Below are 6276 nucleotides of genomic sequence, written 5' to 3'. Positions count from 1 at the left end.
TATTTAAAATTAAATCCTACATTTTGTAGGGTTTTTTTAATTCATTATTTTTACATCATGAAAAAACAATTGTTTAGGTTATTAGCTAAAATCAATAAAATTATTCTACCCAGTTTTAGCAAAAAAAGATTAAATATGGCAAAAGCAAAAAAATGGCAAATGGCTATTATTGGATGGCGATATTTTGTTACAAAAAATAGTTTGTGAAATAATTAAAAAATAGTATATTTGCACCCTCAAAACGGCCTCGTGGCGCAACTGAATAGCGCACTTGATTACGGCTCAAGAGGTTACAAGTTTGAATCTTGTCGAGGTCACTAATGATAATAAAGCTTTCAAGAAATTGAGAGCTTTTTTTTTTATCATATTAATTCAATATCATATTATTTCATATCAGGCAGTCAATAGGCAGTGAGTTCTTTAGCTCTATTGTGGATAGATTATAAGTGCTTCAAACAAAATAAAAAAGCCACTTCAACTAAATGAAATGGCTTTGAGCTTTTTTAATTATCCTTTTTTAATTACTAAAGGAATCATATAATGTCTACCTTTTATTCCAGGATTTGAAATAGTTTTATGGTTTAAATTTTCTCGAACATATTCTAGTACATCACTATCTGTTGAATCAACCTTTAATACAATAATTTCATCTGCTGAATCAAATGTAAACACTATTTCTAATGTAACATCTTCATTAAAATGAAAATCAGTTGCATCGAATAATTTTTGTATTTGACTTTTAATGTTTTTATTAGATTCATCAGGGTTTACATTACTTGCCAATAAAGTTGTTGTTGCAATAACTACGGCCAAAGCCGTTAACATAAGTTTTCTCATAATTAGTAGTTTTAAATTTGTTTTTATAATTTTTTAAGTAAGTTTTTGTATGCTTTAACAAGTGTATCTTCTATATTTACTCCATTGTAATCTTTTAGTACTTGAAAAATTTACAGATATTAATTTTGGTTTGTTTTCTGTTACTGTTTTTTGATTTAAAGTTGTCATAATAATATGTTTTAGTTTGTTAGTATATTTAAGAGACGGATGTTTTAACAAGTTGTTACAGTACTGTGCAAAACAAAGTACTATTTAACATTATTTTAACAAGTGAAAAATCTATTATGGTAGTAAATAAAGAAACCACATCGTTGAGAGGGTGTAAATTGCTAATTTAAAATAATACCCTATAAGAAGTAATAAATCATTATTTTTAAATATAATTAGTTTAATTCAGTTAACTGATAATTAAAAAAGATTAATTAATCAATTAAAATCAACTATTGATAATTTTTAAATGATTTACAACTATGGTATTCCGTGAAATACTGTAACACTTTCATATTGACTAAACTCCAATTCAGAGTTCAAGGCGAGCATAATTTTATCTGCTGTAGGAAATTTCTGCAACACCACGTTCTAATCGACCTATATACTCCTGATTCGGTTTGCTAAACACCTTCAGGGGCAACTCCAATTGTGTTAAACTTTTTCGTTACCGATGGTAACGTACACATATTGCCCGAATTTAATTAGCGAGGTCATATCTTTAATTTACTTTCTTTCTTCTTTCTTACTCTTGGCATATTCATACAGTGTATTAAACTCGTTCCTAATCTATTTCGTGGTGAGTTAATCGTCTCTTGCGTTTATTATCTACTGCTTCAATTCCTTCTCCCAATCTATCTCTAAGTTCTTCGATTCTTGGATTGCTGTTAATATTTTTTCTGCCGATTCCTTGTGAAAGTTGTTTAGATATTTCTGAGGTTTCCTCTTTCTTATTTTGTCGGTCATTGTCTTATAATTTTTGCTCTCCCTTAGATTTATTTATAAAATGTATTGAAGTCATACCTTCTTGCTGTGTGTTTTTTGAAAATGGAATACCAAATTCCTTGCAAAGTTTTTCCATGCTGTCCCTGTTGCGGAAAACTGATGTTGGTTTCTCTTTTCCTGTTCCCATTTTTATATATTTTATAATTGTATTAGCAGGTCAAATTGGCGTATCATAATCACATGAACCACTTGATATTTTATGCATTTGCTTTTCAAAATCCGTTTCCTTTTTATCTTTTTCAAAACTGTGATAAGCATCTTGTAATTCTTTTGATAGGCTTTTCCATTTTAATTTTCCAAGCTTCAACGCTTTTATCAACTCATCATAAGTCTCTTCAGTTAAAGGAAGATTGTATATATTTAGGTGTTTTGATTTCATATATATTATACTAATGGAGGTTAAACAGCTATTAATTTACGAAATAAACCTGAGAATAACAAGTAATAATACAGCGGGAATAGCTATTGTTGTAATAGTTGAAAAGCAGTTAAATCGAATAAATATGAATCAATTAAAAAAACGAGGTCATCTTTTAATTTACTTCTTTTCTTCTTTCTTACTCTGTAGCTTGTTCATAAAGTGTATCGAAGCCGTCCCGTTTGGTGGTTGCTCCTTTTAATAAGGAGTCCCTAACTTCTTACAAAGTTTTTCTATAGTGTCCCTATCATGAGAAAGTGAAGTTGGTTTCTTTTTTTTAATTTTTGACATAAAACGCAGTTTACTGTTAGTTACATTAATTTTGATGTGAAGTTTTTTAAAAGATTTATCAAATTTCTACGGTTTATGAAAGTTATTTTTCAATTACAACTTTGCAAATTTCAGAAAAGACATAAAAAAATATTTCGTGATGAATTTTTCACTGTACTAATTCTTACAAATGTATTGTTACTTTTACTTAGCTTTGCACATAGAAATACGTTTAATAATGGTGGTTGCACTTTTTGGTGGGCTTATTTTAATAATTCATAATAAATTTGCATCTCTTTCAATGCCCTAAAAAAAGAAACATGAAACATTTTGACAAACAAGCTAAAGATTGGGATAACAACCCTATGAAAGTTGAAAGAGCTGAAATTTTCGCTAAAGAAATTATTGAATATATTAAACCTAAACCAAGTGACAATGCGTTAGAATTTGGTTGTGGTACAGGTTTATTGAGTTATCAATTAAAAGATGCTTTTGAAACAATTACACTTGCTGATAATTCAGAAGGAATGATACAAGTTTTACAAGATAAAATTAAAAACTTATCGTTAACTAACTTCAAACCACTTTTAGTTGACCTGCTTGAAGACAACTTAGATATTGGTAAATTTAACGCGATTTATTCATTAATGACTTTACATCACATTCATGATTTAAATAAGGTCTCTAATATATTTCATTCTTTGTTAGAAACTGATGGATATTTGTGTATCGCAGATTTAGTTAAAGAAGATGGTTCTTTTCATAAAGAACATTCTGAATTTGATGGACATAACGGATTTGACAAAAACGAATTAAGCAATATTTTAACTAGAAATGGTTTTAAGATTGAATATTATAACATAAGCTATATTATAGAAAAAGAATTGGAAGGTGAAATTAGAAAGTATCCGCTATTTTTAATAATTTGTAAAAAAATTTAGTTACAAGAACACGAATTTAATAACATAAATTGATAGAAAAAACTTAACAGTTTAAATTATAATAAAGTTACGCAACTGCAAAAATTATATGAGTTTTACATTACTTTCATCACCGCTACAAGGATTTACAGATTTTAGGTTTAGAAATGCCTTCAATAACTTTTTTGGAGGAATTGACACCTTTTATTCACCGTACATAAGATTAAATGGAAAGCTTACAGTTAAACCAGCTTATGAAAGAGATCTTCTTCCTGAAAATAATATCGGAATAGAAGTTATTCCACAAGTTATAACAAATGATGCTGATGAATTTTTGTTTGTAGCTAAATATGTTCAACAATTTGGTTATAAAGAATTAAATTGGAATTTAGGCTGTCCATATCCTATGGTTACAAAATGCGGAATGGGCTCTGGTCTAATTAGTCAACCTGAAAAAATAAATAGCATTCTTCATAAAGTTCAGCAAGAATCTGATATTATTGTTTCAATGAAAATGCGTTTAGGATACGAAAATAGTGACGAAATTCTTCAGGCACTACCAATATTGGACAAATACCCAATTAAAAATATTGCAATTCATGCACGTTTGGGAAAACAGCTTTATAAAGGAGGTGTAGATTTAAATGCTTTTCAAAAGTGTATAGACACAACAAATCATAAACTTTATTACAATGGTGATATTACTTCTGTTGCAAAATTTAAAGAAATGCAAGAACGATTTCCAAGTATAGACCATTGGATGATTGGAAGAGGGCTAATTTCCAATCCTTTTTTACCAAGTATGATAAAGAATAACACTTCAAATTATCCTAAAAAGAAAATTGAACTATTTAAAGAGTTTCATGACACTCTTTTTGAAGGTTATAGTGAATCTTTATCTGGTGCATCTCATTTGCTATTAAAAATGTACCATCTCTGGGAATATTTTGCAACGCTATTTTCAAACCCTAAGAAAGCTTTAAAAAAGATTAAAAAGGCAAGTAACATACGTAATTATCAAATAGCGGTGAAAGAAATTTTAGATGCTGAGCTTAAAATAAATTAGAACTTATAATTTTTGAAAATCACAAAACAATAAAATAAGGTAAGATAAGATATGAAACCAAAAATTAGCATACTAGGATGTGGGTGGTTAGGTCTGCCGTTAGCTTCAAAACTAGCAAGTGAAGGTTATGTTGTTTATGGTTCTACTACTTCTATTAGCAAATTAGACAAACTAAAATCAGAAGGTATCACTCCCTATTTAATTGATATTAGTAATTTAGACAACAATATATCTGGCTTTTTAAATTCCGAAATTTTAATTATTGCTATAACATCAAAAAATATTAATGACAATAAAAAATTATTGCAACGCATTGAAACATCTCATATAAAAAAAGTAATATTTGTTAGTTCTACTTCAGTTTATGAAAATTCAAACCAAATAGTAACAGAAGAATCTAGTACTAAAAATACTCAATTACTTCATATTGAAAAATTACTTATTGAAAATAAAAAAATTAAAACTACCATTATTCGATTTGGAGGATTATTTGGTTACAACAGAAAACCCAGTAATTTTATTCCATTAAATAAAAAAATGGAAAACCCTGAAGGATTTGTAAATCTAATACATAGAGATGATTGCATTAAAATTATTGAACAACTAATTTTAAAAAATGTTTGGGATACAATACTTAATGCTTGTGCTGATTCACATCCTAAAAGGAGAGATTTTTATACTAAAGAAAATCTTAAATTAGGAAATAAAAACACTCAATTTAATGAAAACTCACTAAATGAATATAAAATTATAAGTTCTGAAAAATTGAAATCAACTTTGGATTACAATTTTGAATATTCAGATCTTATGCTTTATTGATGAAACTCACTTTAACATATTATAAATCGAACAAGTTTGCCTTTCTTGTACGTTTTTTTAGTTTAAAAATACGATCCGTATAATACTCTTTAAGCTCATCAATAAATATCATCGGATTTTCATATTCAGTTAAAACTTTATAAATGTGTTTCGTTCTAACATTTTCCAACTGTATTTTAAGTTGCTCTAATTCTTTTTGCAAATAAATATCTTTTCTTGTTAAGTCTATAGTAACTGAAGTTGGCTTCATAAACTCCATAAGTGCATTCCCGCTAAAAATATGTGTATGGAAATTTTGAATTTCTTCTAAACTGCCAGTTTGGTATATTTCAATTAGCTTAGTGGTTATTTCTGTAGCAATGTCAATTTTCCCTTCATTCATTGAAAATTTATCTGGGTGAACATACAGCATTGCTTCTCTATACAATCGTTTTTTTTCTTTTTGTTGGTCTGTATTATTATCAGCCTTATTTTTATCAATAATTACTTTTAATCCTGCAACTTCTTTAAATTTTTTACCTTTCTTTTTTTGAGCTAAACGTTTCTCTTTTTTTGCCTTTTGTAGTTTTTTATAAAGTACCGTTAACTCTTGTTCTTCAATCAATAAATTTGTTAGATGAGACCTAAGTATCGCTTCAAAAGAACTTATCTTTTGCTCAATCACATTCAATTCATGTTCTAAAAGATTAATTTGAGCTTTCAATAACAATTGTTCTTTTTCATTATTGTTTGAAATTGGAAGGCTATTTTGGGTCATTCATTAAATAATTAAGAAGTACAAAGTTGCTAAAAAAAATCAATCCAGCACTAATGTTTAATTTGTTAACATATTTAAGGAAAGTATTCATCAAAATTTTGAATTCTCTTTTAAAACTAAAAACAACCTATTAAAACTTGGTAGTGAATATGTTACTAAATATTTATCATTTCAATAGCATCCTTTGTGTTTTTAT

Annotated in this window: 8 protein-coding genes and 1 tRNA gene; 5 read left to right on the top strand and 4 right to left on the bottom strand. The window is 27.7% G+C overall.

The features are described from left to right. The coding region (locus Q0352_RS02010) for a hypothetical protein (protein WP_367274571.1) at positions 1-207 on the top strand (207 nt) is incomplete at its 5' end. 36 nt (positions 208-243) lie between these two features. Beyond that, a tRNA-Arg gene (locus Q0352_RS02005) sits at positions 244-317 on the top strand. A gap of 190 nt (positions 318-507) precedes the next feature. On the opposite strand, the gene Q0352_RS02000 is transcribed toward Q0352_RS02005, so the two are convergent. The 3 genes from Q0352_RS02000 to Q0352_RS01990 form a co-directional block, all read right to left on the bottom strand. Further along, positions 508-837, bottom strand: a complete 330-nt coding sequence (locus Q0352_RS02000; protein WP_299522800.1) for a hypothetical protein — start codon at positions 835-837, stop codon at positions 508-510. A 958-nt stretch (positions 838-1795) separates the two neighbouring features. After that, the gene (locus Q0352_RS01995) at positions 1796-1957 is read right to left on the bottom strand and encodes a hypothetical protein (protein WP_299522797.1); all 162 of its coding nucleotides are present in this window, start codon (positions 1955-1957) and stop codon (positions 1796-1798) included. 30 nt (positions 1958-1987) lie between these two features. After that, positions 1988-2209 carry a hypothetical protein gene (locus tag Q0352_RS01990; protein WP_299522794.1) on the bottom strand — a complete coding sequence of 74 codons (222 nt, stop codon included), beginning with the start codon at positions 2207-2209 and terminating at the stop codon, positions 1988-1990. 629 nt (positions 2210-2838) lie between these two features. Here Q0352_RS01990 and Q0352_RS01985 point away from each other — a divergent pair. The 3 genes from Q0352_RS01985 (at position 2839) to Q0352_RS01975 (ending at position 5323) form a co-directional block, all read left to right on the top strand. Continuing rightward, a complete protein-coding gene (locus Q0352_RS01985; protein ID WP_299522791.1) occupies positions 2839-3459 on the top strand; it encodes a class I SAM-dependent methyltransferase in 621 nt (206 codons plus the stop codon). Positions 3460-3547: 88 nt separating this feature from the next. Then, positions 3548-4504, top strand: coding sequence for a tRNA-dihydrouridine synthase family protein (locus tag Q0352_RS01980; RefSeq protein WP_299522787.1), 957 nt, complete (start codon positions 3548-3550; stop codon positions 4502-4504). A 51-nt stretch (positions 4505-4555) separates the two neighbouring features. Continuing rightward, complete coding sequence (locus tag Q0352_RS01975) at positions 4556-5323, top strand: NAD(P)H-binding protein (RefSeq protein WP_299522784.1); 768 nt, start codon at positions 4556-4558, stop codon at positions 5321-5323. Between the two features lie 19 nt (positions 5324-5342). On the opposite strand, the gene Q0352_RS01970 is transcribed toward Q0352_RS01975, so the two are convergent. Beyond that, positions 5343-6080: a hypothetical protein gene (locus tag Q0352_RS01970; RefSeq protein WP_299522781.1), complete on the bottom strand. Its 738-nt coding sequence runs from the start codon at positions 6078-6080 to the stop codon at positions 5343-5345. Positions 6081-6276: the final 196 nt, after the last annotated feature.

It is taken from the genome of uncultured Lutibacter sp., from assembly GCF_937891065.1.
Classification (GTDB): Bacteria; Bacteroidota; Bacteroidia; order Flavobacteriales; family Flavobacteriaceae; genus Lutibacter.
Note: the sequence above shows the minus strand (reverse complement) of the source record. Positions and strands in the feature narration are given on the sequence as shown.